Here is a 17,253-nt window from a genome sequence, read left to right as displayed (position 1 = left end):
GTCCTTTCCGCGACGGGGCCGGGCGAAGGGCGTGGAGTGGTGGTCCGCGGGGGCCGGTTTCGAGTCCGGAAAAACCCTGCGGATGGCCCTGGACACGGGCTGCTTGAAGAGTGACTATATGCCTACCCCATACGGTATGCAATCTACAGTCTGCCGCGAAGGGGCCGCTGACCTCGGAACTCAGTTGATGGAAGAAGAGGCGACACGCACCGCCGGACAAGAGAAATCCGGCGGCGGACCAGAGGAGTTGAGCCATGGCGCTGACCACGACCGGCACCACCAAGGGGGAGAGTGCCGCAGCGACGAACGGCGCCGAGCCCGCGCCCGCGGAAATTTCCGGCGGCCACCTGGTGGCCAAGGCGCTGAAGGCCGAAGGGGTCGACACGATCTTCACCCTGTGCGGCGGCCACATCATCGACATCTACGACGGTTGCGTCGACGAAGGCATCGAGGTCATCGACGTCCGCCACGAACAGGTCGCGGCGCACGCGGCTGACGGCTACGCGCGGATCACCGGCAAGCCCGGCTGCGCGGTGGTCACCGCCGGGCCGGGCACCACCGACGCCGTCACCGGAGTCGCGAACGCGCTGCGCGCCGAGAGCCCGATGCTGCTGATCGGCGGCCAAGGCGCGCTGACCCAGCACAAGATGGGGTCCCTGCAGGACCTCCCGCACGTGGACATGATGACGCCGATCACCAAGTTCGCCGCCACCGTGCCGCACACCGCCCGCGTCGCCGACCTCGTCTCGATGGCCTTCCGCGAGGCCTACGCCGGCGCGCCCGGACCGTCGTTCCTGGAGATCCCGCGTGACGTCCTCGACGCGCGCGTGCCGCTGGACCAGGCCCGCATCCCCGAAGCCGGCCGCTACCGGGCGTCGACGAAGAACGCGGGCGACCCCGCCGACGTCGAGAAGCTCGCCGACCTGCTGGTGCACGCCAAGAAGCCGGCCATCCTGCTCGGCAGCCAGGTCTGGACCACCCGGGCGACCGGGCCCGCGACCGAGCTCGTCCGGACGCTGAACATCCCGGCGTACATGAACGGCGCCGGCCGCGGCACGCTGCCCCCGGGCGACCCGCACCACTTCCAGCTCTCGCGCCGCTACGCCTTCGACAACGCCGACGTCATCGTCATCGTCGGCACCCCGTTCGACTTCCGGATGGGCTACGGCAAGCGGCTGTCGAAGGACGCCGCCGTCGTCCAGATCGACCTCGACTACCGCACGGTCGGCAAGAACCGCGACATCGACCTCGGCATCGTCGGCGACGCGGGCCAGGTCCTCGCCGCCGTCGCCGAGGCCGCGTCCGGCCGCGCCGACAACGGCGCCGTCGGACGCAAGGCGTGGCTCGAAGAACTCCAGGCCGTGGAGGAAAAGGCGAAGCAGAAGAGGCTGCCGCTGCAGCACTCCGACGCGAGCCCGATCCACCCGTACCGGCTGGTCCACGAGATCAACGAGTTCCTCACCGAGGACTCGATCTACATCGGCGACGGCGGCGACATCGTTACCTTCTCCGGCCAGGTCGTGCAGCCCAAGTCGCCCGGCCACTGGATGGACCCCGGTCCACTCGGGACACTCGGCGTCGGCATCCCGTTCGTCCTGGCCGCGAAGCACGCGCGCCCGGACAAGGAAGTCGTGGCGCTCTTCGGCGACGGCGCCTTCAGCCTCACCGGCTGGGACTTCGAGACGCTCGTGCGGTTCGACCTGCCGTTCGTCGGGATCGTCGGCAACAACTCGTCGATGAACCAGATCCGCTACGGCCAGGCCGCGAAGTACGGCCTGCCGCGCGAGCGCGTCGGCAACACCCTCGGCGACGTCCGCTACGACGAGTTCGCGCGGATGCTCGGCGGCCACGGCGAGGAGGTCCGCGACCCGGCCGACATCGGGCCGGCGCTGCTGCGGGCGCGGGAGTCCGGCAAGCCATCGCTGATCAACGTCTGGGTCGATCCCGACGTGTACGCCCCCGGAACCATGAACCAGACCATGTACAAGTGAGCGGAGGCCATGGCATGGGCAAGGCACTGGAGGGCGTCCGCGTCCTCGACATGACGCACGTGCAGTCCGGTCCGTCGTCGACGCAGCTGCTCGCCTGGCTCGGCGCGGACGTGATCAAGCTGGAAACCCCCGGCCGCGGCGACATCACCCGCGGCCAGCTGCGCGACCTGCCCGGCGTGGACAGCCTCTACTTCACGATGCTGAACGCCAACAAGCGCAGCATCACGCTCAACATGAAGAGCGCCGAGGGCAAGGAAGTCTTCGAGAAGCTCGTGTCCGGGGTGGACGTCCTGGTGGAGAACTTCGGCCCGGGCGTGGTCGACCGGTTCGGCTACCCGTGGGAGAAGCTGGCCGCGCTCAACCCGCGGCTGGTCTACGCCTCGATCAAGGGGTTCGGTCCCGGCCGCTACGCCGACTTCAAGGCTTACGAAGTGGTCGCGCAGGCCATGGGCGGCGCGATGAGCACCACCGGCTTCGAGGACGGGCCGCCGACCGCGACCGGCGCGCAGATCGGTGACTCCGGTACCGGCATCCACCTGGTGGCCGCCATCCTCGCCGCGCTGTACCAGCGCACTTCCACCGGCCGCGGCCAGCGCGTCCAGGTCGCCATGCAGGACGCCGTGCTCAACCTGTGCCGGGTCAAGCTGCGCGACCAGCAGCGGCTGGCCCACGGTCCGCTGGGGGAGTACCCGAACGACCAGTTCGGCGACGAAGTCCCGCGCTCGGGCAACGCCTCCGGCGGTGGCCAGCCCGGCTGGGCGGTCAAGTGCGCGCCTGGCGGGCCGAACGACTACATCTACGTGATCGTCCAGCCACCCGGCTGGGCGCCGCTCGCCCGGCTGATCGGCAAGGCCGAGCTGGCCGACGACCCGGCGTGGGCCACGCCCGAGGTCCGGCTGTCCAAACTGGACAAGATGTTCGCGCTCGTCGAGGAGTGGACCGAGAAGCACACCAAGTGGGAAGTGATGGAGGAGCTGAACGCCCACAACATCCCTTGTGGACCGATCCTGTCCACGAAGGAACTGATCGAGGACGAGACCCTCGCCGAGCTCGGCTCGGTCGTCGAGGTCCCGCACCCCGAGCGCGGCACCTTCAAGACCGTCGGCTGCCCGCTCAAGCTGTCCGACTCGCCGGTGGAGATCGAACGGCCGCCGCTGCTCGGGGAGCACAACGACGAGGTACTGGCCGAGCTCGGCTACGGTGAAGCGGACCTCGACAAGTTCCGCGCGGCGGGGGTGATCTGACGTGGCGGATCGCGCGGCGGTCGAACAGATCCTCGAGCACGCGGCCGCCGAAGGCCGGTCGTCGCTGACCGCGCCCGAGGGGCGTGCGGTGTGCGAGGCATACGGTATCCCGACTCCCGCTGAGCGGCTGGCCACCACGGCCGACGAAGCAGTCGCGCACGCCGAAGCCATCGGGTTCCCCGTGGTGCTGAAGATCGTCTCGCCGGACGTCCTGCACAAGACCGAGGCCGGCGGCGTGCTCGTCGGCCTGCAGGACGTGGAGGCAGTCTCCGCGGGGTTCGTGCAGATTGTAGACAATGTCCAGGCTTACCAGGCCGATGCGCGCATCCTCGGCGTCCAGGTGCAGCAGATGCTCACCGAGGGCCAGGAGGTGATCATCGGCTCGGTCACCGACCCGACGTTCGGCAAGATCGTCGCGTTCGGTCTCGGCGGCATCCTGGTCGAGGTGCTCAAGGACGTCACGTTCCGGCTCGCGCCGACGACCACGGCGGAAGCGCTGTCGATGGTCGACGGTATCCAGGCCGCCGAAATCCTGCGCGGCGTCCGCGGTGCGGATCCGGTCGACCGCGACGCGCTGGCGGCCGTGATCACCGGGCTCGGGCAGCTGGTCGCGGACTTCCCGCAGCTGTCCGAAGTGGACCTCAACCCGGTGCTGGCCACGGCGAGCGGGGCCACCGCGGTCGACGTCCGCATCCTGGTCGACCCGGAGGCGGCGAAGGAGCCGGTGCGGTTCACCCAGGAGGAGATCCTCGCCTCGATGAACCGGATCATGAAACCGGCGTCGGTCGCGGTCATCGGCGCGTCGGCCGAAGCCGGGAAGATCGGCAACTCGGTGCTGAAGAACCTGGTCGACGGCGGTTACGCGGGGGAGATCCACCCGATCAACCCCAAGGCCGCCGAGATCCTCGACCGCAAGGCCTACGCGAGCATCACCGACGTACCCGGCGACGTCGACGTCGCGGTCTTCGCCATCCCGGCGAAGTTCGTGCCCGCGGCCCTCGAAGAGGCCGGCCGGAAGGGCGTGGCCGGCGCGATCCTCATCCCGTCCGGCTTCGGCGAAACCGGCAACATCGAGCTGCAGGACGAGGTCGTCGCGATCGCCCGCAGGCACGGCGTGCGCATCCTCGGGCCCAACATCTACGGCTACTACTACACGCCGGAAAACCTGTCGGCGACATTTTGTACACCGTATGACGTCAAGGGCGGGGTCGCCCTGTCGTCGCAGAGCGGCGGCATCGGGATGGCGATCCTCGGCTTCAGCCGGTCGGCGAAGATGGGTGTCTCCTCGATCGTCGGCGTCGGCAACAAGGCCGACATCGACGAGGACGACCTGCTCACCTTCTTCGAGCACGACGACCACACCGAGCTCATCGCCATGCACCTCGAGGACCTCAAGGACGGCCGCGCGTTCGCGGAGACGGCGAAGCGGGTCTCGCGGCGGAAGCCGGTCGTGGTGCTCAAGGCCGGCCGGACGTCCCAGGGTGCCAAAGCGGCGAGCTCGCACACCGGCGCGCTGGCCGGTAACGACAAGGTCTACGACGACATCCTGCGCCAGAGCGGCGTGGTCCGGGCTCCCGGGCTGAACGACATGCTCGAATACGCCCGCGGCATCCCGCTGCTGCCCACGCCGCAGGGCGAGAACGTCGTCATCATCACCGGCGCGGGTGGTTCGGGCGTGCTGCTGTCGGACGCCTGCGTCGACAACGGGCTCGACCTGATGGCGATCCCGCCGGACCTCGACACGGCGTTCCGGAAGTTCATCCCGCCCTTCGGTGCGGCGGGCAACCCGGTGGACATCACCGGCGGCGAGCCACCCTCGACCTACCGCAACACGATCGCGCTGGGCCTCGAGGACGATCGCATCCACGCTCTGATCCTGGGCTACTGGCACACCATCGTCACCCCGCCGATGGTGTTCGCGGAACTGGTCGCCGAGGTGGTCGCGGAGTACCGCGAGAAGGGGATCCACAAGCCCGTTGTCGCGTCGCTGTCCGGTGACGTCGAAGTCGAGGAGGCGAGCGACTACTTGTACGACCGCGGCGTCGTCGCGTACCCGTACACGACCGAGAAGCCCGTGGCGGTGCTCGGCGCGAAGTACCGCTGGGCGCGGGCCGCGGGCCTGCTCTGAACCTGAGTCAACGGCGACGAAGGAGAACTCTCATGACCGCAGCCACGTACCAGGAGATAGTTGACCAGAACGGAAGAGTCTACCGGGTAGGCGAATCCCCGCACGACATCATGGGACGCTCACGCAGCTGGATGGTGTGGCTGCCGTGGGTCGCCATGATGGCGGTCAGCGTGTTCGAGTACGGCTGGGGCGCCGTCGAGGGCACGCTGGAGGAGAAGTACGGCTGGACGCTGTCGGACGCGTTCTGGCTGGCCAGCATCTGGGCGGTGTTCCAGGCCGGCGTCGCCTTCCCGGCGGGCCGGCTCCGGGAACGCAACGTCGTCTCGGCGAAGACGGCGATGCTGGCCGGTGCCGTGTGCAGCGGCATCGGCTACTTCACCATCGCGCACAGCGGGAACCTCACGCTGGCGTTCATCGGGTACTCGGTCCTCGGCGGCACCGGCGCCGGCCTCGTGTACGCGACCTGCATCAACATGGTCGGCAAGTGGTACCCGGAGAAGCGCGGCGCGCGCACCGGGTTCGTGAACGGCGGCTTCGCCTACGGCTCGGTGCCGTTCATCTACCTGTTCAGCGCGTTCCTCGGGCACGAGAACGTCACCGGGGTGCTGGACGGGATCGGCCTGTACATGCTGATCGTCGTCGGCGTCTGCGGGTTCCTGTTCAAGGACCCGCCGAAGAGCTGGTGGCCGCAGGAGGTCGACCCGCTGACGTGGGCGAAGGGCAAGGTCGGCGTGCAGACCCTCGCCAAGAACCCACCCGCGGTCCGCCAGTTCACACCGGTGGAAGCGATCCGGACCGGCATGCTCCCGCTGATGTGGGTGTGCCTGGTGATCATCGGCGGGGTCTCGCTGTTCGGCATCAACTTCCAGGTGCCCTTCGCCAAGGAAAGTCACTTCGGCGCGTTCGTCGCGGCTTCGTCGGCCGGCGTGCTGGCGATCGTCAACGGCACGGGTCGCGCGGTCGTCGGCTGGGCATCGGACAAGCTCGGCCGGCGCCAGACGCTGACGATCGTGCTGCTGATCGCCGCCGGCGCGCAGTTCGGCGTGCTGTACGCGGGGAACACGCACAACCTGGTGCTGTTCATGGTGTTCGCGTTCCTGACCGGCTTCGGCGGCGGCGCGTTCTACCCGCTGTTCGCCGCGCTGGTGCCGGACTACTTCGGCGAGAACAACAACGCGTCGAACTACGGACTGGTCTACAGCGCGAAACTGGTCGGCGGCGTCGGCGGTGGCGGGCTCGCGGCGGGGGTGATCAGCGCGTGGGGCTACACCGGCGCGTACGTCCTGGCCGGGTGCATCGCGGTGCTTTCGGCGGTGCTGACGCTGTTCCTGCGCCAGCCGGGCCGGCCGCGCAACCAGCTCGCGGAAACCGAGCTGGTGGCCCGGCCTTCCGCCGCAGCCGGCGGCTGACCACTACCAGGATGCGGCCGCTGACTCCGCCGGAGAGGCAGCGGCGGGCCTCCTCCGGGGAGACAGCGCTCATCTGGTCTGGTGGCCTCTCCGGGGGCGATGCTTACCCCGCTGGGGAATTCAGCGGAGATCACCCAGCCTGGGGGGCCAGTGGCTCTCACCCGGCCGGCGGATTCAGCGGTCCCGCCCGGCCGGGGTGGGGAGGGGTGCTCACCCCGCTGGGGAGTCGGTGCTCGCCCGGCCGGGGGTCCAGCGGTGCTTGCCCTGCCCGGGAGATTCAGCGGCGCTCGCCCCCGCCGGGGGGCCGGGGGCTTGCCCCCGGCGGGGTCTGGGGCTCGGCCCCAGAAGACACAGCCGGACGTTCGTGATACGCCTGGCGGGTCCGTTCGGTGTGCTTGGCCATGATCTTCTCGGCGGCGCCGGCGTCCTGGCGGGCGATGGCCTGGATCAGTTCTTCGTGCTCGTTCCAGGCGTCGCGCCCGCGGGGCCGGGCGATCGGCGTGTAGTACCAGCGGACCCGGCGGTCGACCAGGCCGATCAGTTCCGCGAGTACGGCGTTCCCCGAGAGCTCGGTGATGAACGCGTGGAGGGCGGCGTTGGCCGCGACCAGGCCTTCGGTGTCCTCTTTGGCGAGCGCTTTGATTCCGGCCTGCTGCAGTTCGTGCAGGCGGAAGACGTCGCTGGCGTTCGCTCGTTCGGCCGCGAGCTTCGCGGAGTGGGTCTCCAGCACGCTGCGGACGCTCAGCAGCTGGTCGGCCTCCTCGTCGGTGGGCAGGTGCACGAAGGCGCCCTGCGCGGGACGGAGGTCGACCCAGCCTTCGCTCTGCAGCCGCTGCAGCGCCTCCCGGACCGGCTGCCTGCTCACGCCGAGGTATTCGGCGAGGTCGGCCTCCACCAGGTGCTGCCCGGGTTCGAGGGTGCGGTTGATGATCAGTTCGGCGAGCGCTTCGTAGACGACCTGGCGCAGCGGCGCGGGCCGCTCGACGCGCTTGGCGGCGGTCGAGCTGAGCGAGCCCTTGGCCGTGCGGCGGCCGGTCGGGCCGCGGTCGGGCAGCGGGGAAGCGGGCTGGCTCACGGGGCACCTCGAGTCGGAGAGGAAAGCGGTGATCTGCCTCCAGGATACAGGTTTTGGTATGCAAAATCCCGCAACTCACCCGCTGGTGCTGGTTTCGGGCCGATGTGGATCAATCGCAGCCGGTTGACGTCACCCCTTGTGTCTGAATTGTCGCTTTCTGCTGCGCCGCCCGTGTGGTCGCGGAAAGAGGGCTGTTCACGATCCTGGATCCAGGATACTGTATGCAATCACGCGCAGGACCAGGGAGGCATCATGAAGGTGGCTGTTCTCGGGGCCGGGGCGATCGGCGCCTACGTCGGGGCCGCACTGCACCGCGGCGGGACCGAGGTGCACCTGATCGCCCGCCGGGCCCACCTCGCGGCGATGCGCGAGCACGGCGTCCGCGTGCTGAGCCCCCGTGGTGACTTCACGGCCCATCCCCACGTCACGGACGACCCCGCCGAAGTGGGCGAAGCCGACTTCGTCTTCCTCGGCCTGAAGGCCAACTCCTACGCCGCGTGCCGCGAGCTGCTCGCGCCGCTGCTCGGCCCGGAGACGGCGATCGTGGCCGCGCAGAACGGCATCCCGTGGTGGTACTTCCACGGCCTGCGGGGGCATCCGCTCGAAGGGCGGCGAGTCGAGACCGTCGACCCCGGCGGCTCGGTGACCGCGGTGCTGGAACTGCACCGGGCGATCGGCTGCGTCGTCTACTGCTCGACGGTCATCGAGGAGCCGGGCGTCATCCGGCACCTGGAGGGCACCCGGTTCTCCCTCGGCGAGCCCGGAGGCGAAATCTCGGCGCGCGCCAAGGTGCTCAGCGCGGCGATGATCGCCGGCGGGCTCAAGGCGCCGGTCGAACCCGACCTGCGCAACGACATCTGGATCAAGCTCATGGGCAACGTCGCCTTCAACCCGCTCTCGGCGCTGACCCGGGCGACCATGGCCCAGATGTGCGAGCACGAGGACACCCGCGAGCTCGTCGCCACGATGATGAGCGAGACCCTGGCCATCGCCCGCGCGGCCGGCGCCGACCCGGCGATCTCGGTCGAGAAGCGCATCGACGGCGCCCGGCGCGTCGGCCACCACAAGACGTCGATGCTGCAGGACCTGGAAGCGGGCAAGCCCCTCGAGATCGACGCGATCATCGGCGCGGTCGTCGAGCTGGCCGGCCTCACCGGCGTGCCCGCGCCGGCCCTGCGGTACGTCCACGCCGCCGTTTCCCTGCTCGACCACACCAGCAAAGTCCCCGTCGGGTCGCACTGACCGGAGGTCACCGTGAAGCGCAGGAACACCGAGCCGTACGTCCGGCTCACCCAGCCCCTGGTCCGCGATTCCGGCGTGCTGCGGCCGGCCACCTGGGCCGAAGCCCTCGACCGGGCCGCCGCCGGCATCCGCCGCACCCTGGCGGGAAAGGGGCCCGAGGCGTTCGGGATGTTCTCGTGCGCCCGCGCCACCAACGAGATGAACTTCGTCGCCCAGAAGTTCACCCGCGCGGTGATCGGCACGAACAACGTCGACTCGTGCAACCGCACCTGCCACGCGCCGAGCGTCGCCGGCCTGGCGAGGGTGTTCGGCAGCGGCGGAGGCACGTCGTCCTACCAGGAAATCGAGGACGCCGACGTCATCGTGATCTGGGGCGGCAACCCGCGCGAGGCGCACCCGATCTTCTTCCACCACGTGCTCAAGGCCGTCCACAAGGGAGCGAAGCTCTTCGTCGTCGACCCGCGGCAGACCAGCACCGGGAGCTGGGCGCACCGGCAGCTGCAGCTCGAGGTCGGCACCGACATCCCCCTGGCCCACGCCATCGCGCGGGAGATCATCCACTCCGGACTCGTGAACACCACGTTCGTCGAGCGGGCCACCGAGGGGTTCGCCGAGTTCGCCGCGTCGGTCGAGCCGTGGACGCTCGAAGCCGCGGAGAAGACGACCGGCGTCCCGGCCGGGCTGATCCGCGAACTCGCCCACACCTACGCCCGCGCCGACCGCGCCCAGCTCTCGTGGACCCTAGGTATCACCGAGCACCACAACGGCACCGACAACGTGCTCGCGCTGATCAACCTGGCCCTGCTGGCCGGGCAGGTCGGCCGCTACGGCGCCGGGCTGAACCCGCTGCGCGGGCAGAACAACGTCCAGGGCGGCGGCGACATGGGTGCCATCCCGGACCGGCTCCCCGGCTTCCAGGACGTCCTCGACCCCGGCGTCCGAGCCAAGTTCGACAGCGCGTGGGGCTCGTCGATCCCGCCACACCAGGGCCTCAACCTCACCCAGATGCTCGACGCGATGGACCGCGGCGACCTGACCTGCGTGTACATCATCGGCGAAAACCCCGTGCAGTCCGAAGCGGACTGCGAGCACACGGTCAAGCGGCTGGCGAACGTCGACCACCTGGTGGTCCAGGACATCTTCCTCACCAAGACCGCCCAGCTGGCCGACGTCGTGCTGCCGGCGACCGCGGCCTGGTGCGAGAGCGACGGCACCTTCACCAACTCCGAACGGCGGGTCCAGCGCGTCCGCAAGGCCCTCGAGCCGCCGGACGGCGCGCGGGACGACATCGAACTGCTGTCGGAGCTGGCCCGCCGGCTCGGTCACGACTGGCACTACACCGGCGGCGAAGAGGTCTGGGAGGAGCTGCGGTCGCTGTCGCCGATGCACGCCGGGATGTCGTACGCGCGCCTGGAAGAGCTCGGCGGTCTCCAATGGCCGTGCTGCTCCGAGGACACCCTCGAGCCGACGTTCCTGCACGCCCGGCTGTGGGCCGGGGACCCCGCCGAACGCGGCCGGCCGGCGCCGTTCACGGTCATCGAGCACAGCCCGCCGGTCGACCTGCTCACCGAGGAGTTCCCGATCCGGCTCACCACCGGGCGGCGGCTGGACTCCTACAACACCGGCGTCCAGTCCGGCGGGTTTCCGTCCCCGCTGCGGCAGGGGGAGACCCTCGACCTCTGCCCGGAGGACGCGCGCGCCCTCGGTGTCGAACCCGACGAGCTGGTCCGGATCTCGTCCCGGCGCGGCGAGATCGTCGCGCCGGTGCGGCTGGACAAGGGGCTGAAGCCCGGGCTGGCGTTCATGACCTTCCACTTCCCGGACGAGGTCGACGTCAACGTCATCACCATCGAGGCGACCTGCCCGATCGCCGGGACCGCGGAGTACAAGGCGGCGGCCATCCGCGTCGACAAGATCCCGGCCGAGGTCTGAAGTGGACCTCAAACTGCTGGACGCGGTCGCGTCGCACGAAGAACGGGCGGCGGTCGCCGGGTTCGCCGGCGGCGGCCGTGACCAGCTGCTCCCCGCCCTGCACGCCGTCAACGACCGGGTCGGCTGGATCAGCCAGGGCGCGCTGAACCTCATCTGCGAAACGCTGCACGTGCCGCCCGCCGACGCGTACGGCGTGGCGAGCTTCTACTCGCTGTTCGCGCTGGAGGAGCGCCCGGAGCGGGTGGTGCACGTCTGCACCGACCTGGCCTGCCGGCTCACCGGCGCGGATACTGTATGCGATGTCCTCACCGAGCACGTCGGCGCCGCGGGGAAGGCGCGCGGCGGGGTCACGTGGCTGCGCAGCCCGTGCCTCGGCGTGTGCGAACGAGCCCCCGCGGCGCTGACGTTCCAAGCCGGCGACCCGGCGACGTCCGAGCTGCTCGCCCCGGCCACCGGCGCGTCGGCCGTCCTCGCCGCTGGGAGGACGCCGGCGGGAGAAGGCGCGCCACCGGTGATCCACCAGAAGGAAGGGCTGCGGCTGCTACGCCGGGTCGGCGTCGTCGATCCGTCCAGTTTGGACGACTACCGCGCGTCCGGCGGCTACGCAGCCCTGCGGAACGCCCTCCGCATCGGTCAGGCCGCGGTGATCCGCGAGGTGAGCGAGTCCGGCTTGCTCGGCCGCGGCGGGGCCGCGTTCCCGACCGGGCGCAAGTGGGCGGCCGCGGCCGCCCAGCCCGCCGCGCCGCACTACCTGGTGTGCAACGCCGACGAGAGCGAACCCGGCACGTTCAAGGACCGGGTGCTGCTCGAAGGCGACCCGTTCGCCCTCGTCGAGGCGATGACGATCGCCGCGTTCGCGATCGGAGCCCGCCAGGGGTACATCTATCTGCGAGGCGAATACCCCCGGGCGCTCCGGCTGTTGCGGAACGCGCTCGACGTCTGCCGCGAGCGCGGGTTCCTCGGTGTGGACGTCATGGGGCACGAGGGTTTCTCGTTCGACATCGAGATCCGGCGCGGCGCGGGCGCGTACATCTGCGGCGAGGAGACCGCGATCTTCAACTCGATCGAGGGCTTCCGCGGCGAACCCCGCACGAAGCCGCCGTTCCCCGTCGAACAGGGGCTGTTCGGCAAGCCGACCGTGGTGAACAACGTCGAGACGCTGGTCAACGTGCCGCTGATCCTGACCGAAGGCGCGGCCGCGTACCGGGCCATCGGCACGGAGGCGTCAGCCGGGCCGAAGCTGTTCTGCCTGTCCGGCAACGTCGCACGGCCCGGTGTCTACGAGGTGCCGTTCGGGGCGACGCTGCGGGAGCTGCTCGCGCTGGCCGGGGGAGTGCCCGAGGGCCGCTCGCTGCGCGCGGTGCTGCTGGGCGGCGCCGCCGGCGGGTTCGTCCGGCCGGACGAACTGGATCTGCCGCTGACGTTCGAGGACGCGCGGGCGGCGAAGACGACGCTCGGCTCGGGCGTGGTCCTCGTCCTCGACGACCTGGCCGACCTGGGTGGCTTCCTGCTGCGGATCGCGGAGTTCTTCCGCGACGAGTCGTGCGGCCAGTGCGTCCCGTGCCGGATCGGGACCGTGCGGCAGGAGGAGGCGATCCGCCGGGTCCTCGCGGCCGGCACGGAGGAGCGGCCGCTGCTGCGCGAGGTCGGCGGGGTGATGCGGGACTCGTCGATCTGCGGCCTCGGCCAGACCGCGTGGAACGCCATCGAATCCGCCATCGACCGGCTGGGAGCACTGCAGTGACCAGCGACGACACACGTTTCCCGTGGAGGAGCCATGACCATTGTGGACATCGGAATTCCGCGCCGATTGATCGAGTTCACCGTGGACGGCGAGAACGTCCGGGTTCCGGAAGGTTCGACGATCCTCGACGCCTGCACCGCGGCGGGCAAGGACATTCCCACGCTGTGCTACGGCGACACCCTTGAACCGGCGAACGCCTGCCGGGTCTGCATGGTCGAGGTCGAGGGTTCGCGGACACTGGTCCCGTCCTGCTCGCGCAAAGCTGAGCCGGGAATGGTGGTGCACACCGATTCGGAGCGAACGCGGACCAGCCGCAAGGTGGTGCTCGAACTCCTGGCGTCGGCCACGGACCTGTCGACCACGCCGGGCGTCGCGGAGTGGCTGGCGGAAACCGGCGCCGATCCCGGCCGCTTCGGCCCCGACGCCGCCACCGTCGCCCAGCCGGCTCTCGTGGACAACGAGCTCTACGTCCGGGACTACGGGAAGTGCATCCTCTGCTACAAGTGCGTCGACGCGTGCGGCGAGCAGTGGCAGAACTCGTTCGCGATCACCGTGGCCGGCCGCGGCTTCGACGCCCGGATCTCGACGGAGTTCTCGAACCCGCTGCCGGACAGCGCGTGCGTGTACTGCGGCAACTGCGTCGAGGTCTGCCCGACCGGGGCCCTGAGCTTCAAGCGCGAGTACGACAAGCGCGAAGACGGCACGTGGGACGAGTCCCGCCAGACGGCCACGTCCACGATCTGCACGTTCTGCGGGGTCGGCTGCACCCTGACGCTGCACGTCCAGGACAACGAGATCGTGAAGGTGACCTCCCCGCACGAGAGCTCGGTGACGCACGGGAACCTCTGCATCAAGGGCCGCTTCGGCTGGCAGCACGTCCAGAACCGGTAGCGGCACCACGTCCGCCCGAAGGCGCCGTGGCTCGACGAGTCACGGCGCCTTCGTCGTCCGGGCGTTGACCGCGCCGCAGCTCAGCAGCTATTCTCGATATGCGAAAGAAAAATTCCGGATAGTGAAATTCGAGGTCGCGATGCTTGAAGAGGGCCACTCCCTGCCGTACGTCGCCAACCTGTCGATCCTGTTCAAGGAGGTCCCCCTCCTCGAGCGGGCCGCCGCCGCGCGGGACGCCGGGTTCACCGACGTCGAGTACTGGTGGCCGTTCGACACCGCGGTCCCCGTGCGCGACGAGGTGGACGCCTTCGTGCGGAGCCTCGACGGGGTTCGCCTGCGCGGGCTGAACTTCTACGCCGGGGACATGGCGGCGGGGGAGCGGGGCCTGGTCTCGTGGATCGGCCGGGAAACCGAGTTCGCCGACAGCCTCGTCGTCGCCCTCGGGATCGCCGAACGCACCGGCTGCCGCAGCTTCAACGCGCTCTACGGCAACCGGCTCGACGGCGAAGATCCGGCCAAGCAGGACGACCTGGCCCGCGTGCACCTGGACAAGGCCGCCGACGCCGCCGCGCGGATCGGTGCGCAGCTGGTCCTGGAGCCCCTCTCCGGGGCGGACCGCTATCCGCTCAAGACCGCCGCGGACGCCGTGGCCGTGCTCGACGACCTCGGGCGCGAAAACGTGCGGCTGCTGGCCGACCTCTACCACCTGGCAGTCAACGGAGACGACCTGGACGCCCTGGTCACGGTGCACACACCGCGGATCGGGCACGTGCAGATCGCCGACGCGCCCGGGCGCCACCAGCCCGGCACCGGCGAGCTGGACATCGACGGGTACCTCGCGAGGCTCCAGAAGGCGGGTTACGCCGGGTTCGTCGGGATCGAGTACGTCCCGGAACCCGACACCGTCACGTCGCTGAGCTGGCTGCCGAAGACCCGAAGGGGACGAGCATGAAACTGGGATTCATCGGACTGGGCGTGATGGGTGCCCCGATGGCCGCGCACCTGGTCGCGGCCGGCCATGACGTCAGCGGCTACGACGTCGCCGCGGCCGCGGGGGAGAAGCTCGAAGCCGCGGGCGGGCGGGCGGCCCGCGACGTGGCCGACGCCGTGGCCGGTGCGGACGTCGTGATCACGATGCTGCCGAACCACCCGCACGTCGAGGAGGTGGTGCTGGCCGCCGGTGGCGTCCTCGACACCGCCGGGCCCGGGACGCTCCTGATCGACATGAGCACCATCCGGCCGGAGACGTCGATCGCGATCGCCGAAGCCGCGCGGGACAAGAAGATCCACGTGCTCGACGCCCCCGTCTCGGGCGGGCAGGCCGGGGCCGAACAGGCGTCGCTGTCCATCATGGTCGGTGGCCGCGAAGAAGACTTCGAAGCCGCCAAGCCGGTCCTGGACGCGGTCGGCAAAACCGTCGTGCACGTCGGGCCGCACGGCGCCGGTCAGGTGGTGAAGGCCGCCAACCAGCTCGTCGTGGGCGGGATCTACGGTCTCGTGGCGGAGGCGATCGTGCTGCTCGAAGCGTCCGGAGTGGACGCGGCCACGGGCCTCGACGTGCTCGCCGGCGGCCTCGCCGGCAGCCGGATCCTCGAGCTCAAGCGACAGTCCATGGTGGACCGCCGGTTCGCCCCCGGCTTCCGGATCGACCTGCACCACAAGGACATGGGGATCGCCCTGGCCGCCGCCCGGCAGGCCGGCGTCGCGCTCCCGCTCACCGGGCTGGTCGCCCAGCTCGTCGCCGCCGGCCGTGCCATGGGGTACGGCTCCCTGGACCACTCGGCCTTGCTGAAGGTCGTCGAACAGTTGTCGGGCCGCGTCCCGGCGGAGGTGTGACATGCCCAGGATCCCCGCGATGCAGGCGGTCGTCGACGTCTTGGAAAGCGAAGGCGTCGACACCGTCTTCGGCTGCCCCGGCGCCGCGATCCTCCCGCTGTATAACGCCCTACAAGGCCGGCCGATCGAGCACCTGATCGTCCGCCACGAAGAGGGCGCGACGCACATGGCCGACGGCTGGGCGAGGACCAACGGCAACGTCGGCGTCGCCATCGGCACGTCCGGCCCGGCCGGGACGAACATGATCACCGGGCTCTACACCGCGCACGCGGACTCGATCCCGATGATCTGCATCACCGGCCAGGCGGCGACCACCAAACTGCACCAGGAGGCCTTCCAGGCCGTCGACATCGTCGAGATCGCCAAGCCGGTGACGAAGTGGGCGGTGCAGGTCAAGGAGGCCGCGCAGCTGCCGTGGATCTTCCGCGAGGCGTTCCGGATCGCCCGGTCCGGCCGCCCGGGTCCGGTGCTCATCGACCTCCCGATCGACGTCCAGAAGCAGGACATCGAGTGGGACTCCTCGATCGACTCGCCGCTGCCGGTCACGGCCGTCAAGCCCGCGCCGGCGCGGGTCGAGCGCGCGCTGGACCTGCTGCTGGCCGCCGAGCGCCCGCTGATCCTGGCCGGTGGCGGGGTCGTCCTCGGCGAGGCGAGCGAGCAGCTGCGGGCCGCCGCCGAGCGGCTGGACGTCCCGGTGCAGGTGACGCTGATGGGCAAAGGCAGCTTCCCCGAGGACCACGAGCTGTTCGCCGGGATGGCCGGCATCCAGACGTCCCAGCGCTGGGCGAACGCGGCTTTCCTCGAGGCCGACCTCGTGCTCGCGCTGGGCGCCCGGTTCGGCGACCGGCACACCGGCGAGCTGTCGGTCTACCGCGGCGAGCGGAAGTTCATCCACGTCGACATCGAGCCCACCCAGCTGGGCAAGGTGTTCGGTCCCGACCTCGGGATCGTCTCGGACACGCGGGAGTTCCTCGACGCGCTGCTGACGGCCCTGGAGAAGCGCGAGGTTTCGGAAAGGCGGGACTGGGTCGCCCGGATCGCGGAGCTCAAGCAGGCGCTGCCCCGGCGGGACGACTTCGACAGCCTGCCGATCAAGGCGCCGCGGGTGTTCAAGGAGATCAACGAAACCTTCGGCGAAGACACCTACTTCGTCACCGCGATCGGGCTTTACCAGATCTGGTCGGGCCAGTTCCAGCAGGTGCACAAGCCGCGCCACTACCAGGTGTGCGGCCAGGCCGGCCCGCTCGGCTGGGAGATCCCGGCCGCCATCGGCGTCAAGAAGGCGCGTCCCGAAGCCGAGGTCGTCGGCGTGGTCGGCGACTACTCGTTCCAGTTCCTGGTCGAGGAACTGGCGGTGGCCGCCCAGTACGACGTCGGGTTCGTGCTGATCATGCTGAACAACGAGTACCTCGGGCTCATCCGGCAGGCCGAGACCGGCTACGAAATGAACTTCGAGGTCGACATCCACTACGACTCGATCGGCACGGACAACGTGAAGATCATGGAGGCCTACGGCTGCTCCGGCACCCGCGTGCACGAGCCGGGGGAGATCCGGACGTCCCTGGAATGGGCGCGCAAGGAAGCCGAGCGCACCAGCCGCCCGGTCCTGGTCGAGATCATGATCGAGCGCGAGGGCAACGCCGCCATGGGCGCCGCCCTCGACGCCGTGAAGGAGTTCGAGCTCGCGTAACCCCCGCGTGACCACGGCCGCCGCACGAGACCTGACCTCGTGCGGCGGCCTTTCCGCGGCCGCGATCAGGG

The 17,253-nt window shown here is 70.0% G+C and carries 12 protein-coding genes; 11 read left to right on the top strand and 1 reads right to left on the bottom strand.

From position 1 onward, the window contains the following. Window positions 1-254 precede the first annotated feature (254 nt). The 4 genes from AB0F52_RS16065 to AB0F52_RS16050 are packed head-to-tail and all read left to right on the top strand — an operon-like array spanning window position 255 to window position 6,772. Window positions 255-1,991, top strand: a complete 1,737-nt coding sequence (locus tag AB0F52_RS16065) for a thiamine pyrophosphate-binding protein (RefSeq protein ID WP_360170532.1) — start codon at window positions 255-257, stop codon at window positions 1,989-1,991. Window positions 1,992-2,005: 14 nt separating this feature from the next. Further along, entirely contained in the window at window positions 2,006-3,235 is a 1,230-nt protein-coding gene (gene frc, locus AB0F52_RS16060) for a formyl-CoA transferase (RefSeq protein ID WP_360170801.1), read from the top strand. Window position 3,236: 1 nt separating this feature from the next. Next, complete coding sequence (locus tag AB0F52_RS16055; RefSeq protein WP_360170529.1) at window positions 3,237-5,363, top strand: acetate--CoA ligase family protein; 2,127 nt, start codon at window positions 3,237-3,239, stop codon at window positions 5,361-5,363. Between the two features lie 32 nt (window positions 5,364-5,395). Then, on the top strand, window positions 5,396-6,772 hold the full coding sequence (locus AB0F52_RS16050; RefSeq protein WP_360170526.1) for an OFA family MFS transporter: 1,377 nt from the start codon (window positions 5,396-5,398) through the stop codon (window positions 6,770-6,772). A gap of 277 nt (window positions 6,773-7,049) precedes the next feature. Here AB0F52_RS16050 and AB0F52_RS16045 read toward each other — a convergent pair whose 3' ends face one another. After that, complete coding sequence (locus AB0F52_RS16045; protein WP_360170523.1) at window positions 7,050-7,847, bottom strand: GntR family transcriptional regulator; 798 nt, start codon at window positions 7,845-7,847, stop codon at window positions 7,050-7,052. A gap of 252 nt (window positions 7,848-8,099) precedes the next feature. On the opposite strand from AB0F52_RS16045, the gene AB0F52_RS16040 reads away from it, so the two are divergent. From AB0F52_RS16040 to gcl, 7 genes are all read left to right on the top strand, one after another. Continuing rightward, on the top strand, window positions 8,100-9,089 hold the full coding sequence (locus AB0F52_RS16040; RefSeq protein ID WP_360170520.1) for a 2-dehydropantoate 2-reductase: 990 nt from the start codon (window positions 8,100-8,102) through the stop codon (window positions 9,087-9,089). 12 nt (window positions 9,090-9,101) lie between these two features. Then, on the top strand, window positions 9,102-11,021 hold the full coding sequence (locus AB0F52_RS16035; RefSeq protein WP_360170517.1) for a molybdopterin-dependent oxidoreductase: 1,920 nt from the start codon (window positions 9,102-9,104) through the stop codon (window positions 11,019-11,021). Window position 11,022: 1 nt separating this feature from the next. Beyond that, complete coding sequence (locus tag AB0F52_RS16030) at window positions 11,023-12,765, top strand: NAD(P)H-dependent oxidoreductase subunit E (protein WP_360170514.1); 1,743 nt, start codon at window positions 11,023-11,025, stop codon at window positions 12,763-12,765. A 33-nt stretch (window positions 12,766-12,798) separates the two neighbouring features. Next, a complete protein-coding gene (locus AB0F52_RS16025) occupies window positions 12,799-13,656 on the top strand; it encodes a 2Fe-2S iron-sulfur cluster-binding protein (RefSeq protein ID WP_360170511.1) in 858 nt (285 codons plus the stop codon). Window positions 13,657-13,795: 139 nt separating this feature from the next. Next, window positions 13,796-14,608 carry a TIM barrel protein gene (locus tag AB0F52_RS16020; RefSeq protein WP_360170798.1) on the top strand — a complete coding sequence of 271 codons (813 nt, stop codon included), beginning with the start codon at window positions 13,796-13,798 and terminating at the stop codon, window positions 14,606-14,608. Next, window positions 14,605-15,492 carry a 2-hydroxy-3-oxopropionate reductase gene (locus tag AB0F52_RS16015; protein ID WP_360170508.1) on the top strand — a complete coding sequence of 296 codons (888 nt, stop codon included), beginning with the start codon at window positions 14,605-14,607 and terminating at the stop codon, window positions 15,490-15,492. The genes AB0F52_RS16020 and AB0F52_RS16015 overlap by 4 nt, the downstream gene beginning before the upstream one ends. Before the next feature lies 1 nt (window position 15,493). Beyond that, window positions 15,494-17,182, top strand: coding sequence for a glyoxylate carboligase (gcl, locus tag AB0F52_RS16010; RefSeq protein WP_360170505.1), 1,689 nt, complete (start codon window positions 15,494-15,496; stop codon window positions 17,180-17,182). The last annotated feature ends 71 nt before the right edge of the window (window positions 17,183-17,253 follow it).

This window comes from Amycolatopsis sp. NPDC024027, from assembly GCF_040638975.1.
In the GTDB taxonomy this organism is placed as follows: domain Bacteria; phylum Actinomycetota; class Actinomycetes; order Mycobacteriales; family Pseudonocardiaceae; genus Amycolatopsis.
This window is presented reverse-complemented; position numbering and strand designations above follow the sequence as displayed.

Excerpts from the sequence above, each read along its gene's own strand:
- AB0F52_RS16050 (WP_360170526.1), top strand. The coding sequence starts at position 5,396 with ATGACCGCAGCCACGTACCAGGAGATAGTTGACCAGAACGGAAGAGTC.
- AB0F52_RS16025 (WP_360170511.1), top strand. The coding sequence starts at position 12,799 with ATGACCATTGTGGACATCGGAATTCCGCGCCGATTGATCGAGTTCACC.
- AB0F52_RS16040 (WP_360170520.1), top strand. The coding sequence starts at position 8,100 with ATGAAGGTGGCTGTTCTCGGGGCCGGGGCGATCGGCGCCTACGTCGGG.
- AB0F52_RS16065 (WP_360170532.1), top strand. The coding sequence starts at position 255 with ATGGCGCTGACCACGACCGGCACCACCAAGGGGGAGAGTGCCGCAGCG.
- AB0F52_RS16015 (WP_360170508.1), top strand. The coding sequence starts at position 14,605 with ATGAAACTGGGATTCATCGGACTGGGCGTGATGGGTGCCCCGATGGCC.
- frc (WP_360170801.1), top strand. The coding sequence starts at position 2,006 with ATGGGCAAGGCACTGGAGGGCGTCCGCGTCCTCGACATGACGCACGTG.
- AB0F52_RS16020 (WP_360170798.1), top strand. The coding sequence starts at position 13,796 with ATGCTTGAAGAGGGCCACTCCCTGCCGTACGTCGCCAACCTGTCGATC.
- gcl (WP_360170505.1), top strand. The coding sequence starts at position 15,494 with ATGCCCAGGATCCCCGCGATGCAGGCGGTCGTCGACGTCTTGGAAAGC.